At 66.4% G+C, this 1,026-nt stretch carries 2 protein-coding genes; both read left to right on the forward strand.

The annotated features are described in order from the left end of the window. The first annotated feature begins 163 nt into the window (after positions 1-163). Positions 164-616, forward strand: a complete 453-nt coding sequence (locus DRV84_RS15140; RefSeq protein WP_115982146.1) for a DUF2924 domain-containing protein — start codon at positions 164-166, stop codon at positions 614-616. Further along, on the forward strand, positions 613-1,026 hold a 414-nt coding region (locus tag DRV84_RS15145; RefSeq protein ID WP_147298888.1), incomplete at its 3' end, for a recombinase family protein. The genes DRV84_RS15140 and DRV84_RS15145, both read left to right, overlap by 4 nt.

Raw genomic sequence — 1,026 nt, forward strand, 5'->3', positions numbered from 1 at the left:
CCCCCGCCGAACGCCGCGCCGAGCTGTGCGGCCTGTTGGCGCTCGGGCTGGTCCGGTTACGGCTGCGCGAACGGGGTGAACCTTCTGACGATACTGGAGAAATTTGCCTACACTCTCCGCCCGACCAATGCCGTCATGCAACTCCAACTCACCGGAGAACCGCATGACGACCCACGATCCCATTCCCGCGCGCCTGGCTGCGCTGAAGACCGCCACGACGCCGGAACTGAAGGCGCAATGGCGCGATCTGTTCGATAGCGAGCCGCCGCCTTTCAACCGACGCTACCTGGAGAGCCGGCTCGCGTACCGTATCCAGGAACTGGCCTATGGCGGGCTGAAGCCGGAGACGATCCGGCGGCTGGAGCGGCGGGGCGAGGAACTGGATGGTGGCGACCGCAAGAGGAGCCGCGTCCGCGCCGACACCATGCCCATCGCCGGCACCCGGCTGATCCGTGAGTGGCAGGGCGTCGAGCACGTCGTCACCGTCACCGCGGACGGCTTCGAATGGCAGGGGCGACCCTACAAGTCGCTGTCCGCCATCGCCCGCGCGATCACCGGGACGCGCTGGAACGGCTGGGTGTTCTTCGGGCTGAAGAACCGGAGGGCGCGGACATGACGAAGCCGATCGTCCGCAAGCAGCGCTGCGCCATCTACACCCGGAAATCCTCCGAGGAAGGGCTGGAGCAGGAGTTCAACTCGCTCCACGCCCAGCGGGAGGCGTGCGAGGCGTTCATCGCCAGCCAGCGGTCCGAGGGCTGGGTGCTCGTACGCGATCAGTACGACGACGGCGGCATTTCGGGCGGAACGCTGGAACGGCCCGGCCTGCAGCGGCTGCTGGAAGACATCGAGGAGGGGCTGGTCGATGTCGTCGTGGTCTACAAGATCGACCGTCTCAGCCGCTCGCTGGCCGATTTCGCCAAGCTGGTCGAGGTGTTCGATAGGAACGGCGTGACTTTCGTCTCGGTCACGCAGTCCTTCAACACGACCACGTCCATGGGGCGGCTGACGCTGAACATCCTGCTCTCG

The sequence above is a fragment of the Rhodosalinus sediminis genome, assembly GCF_003385555.1.
GTDB classification, from domain to species: Bacteria; Pseudomonadota; Alphaproteobacteria; order Rhodobacterales; family Rhodobacteraceae; genus Rhodosalinus; species Rhodosalinus sediminis.

Bases quoted from the DNA above. Each gene is read 5' to 3' on its own strand.
- DRV84_RS15140 (WP_115982146.1), top strand. From the start codon at position 164: ATGACGACCCACGATCCCATTCCCGCGCGCCTGGCTGCGCTGAAGACC.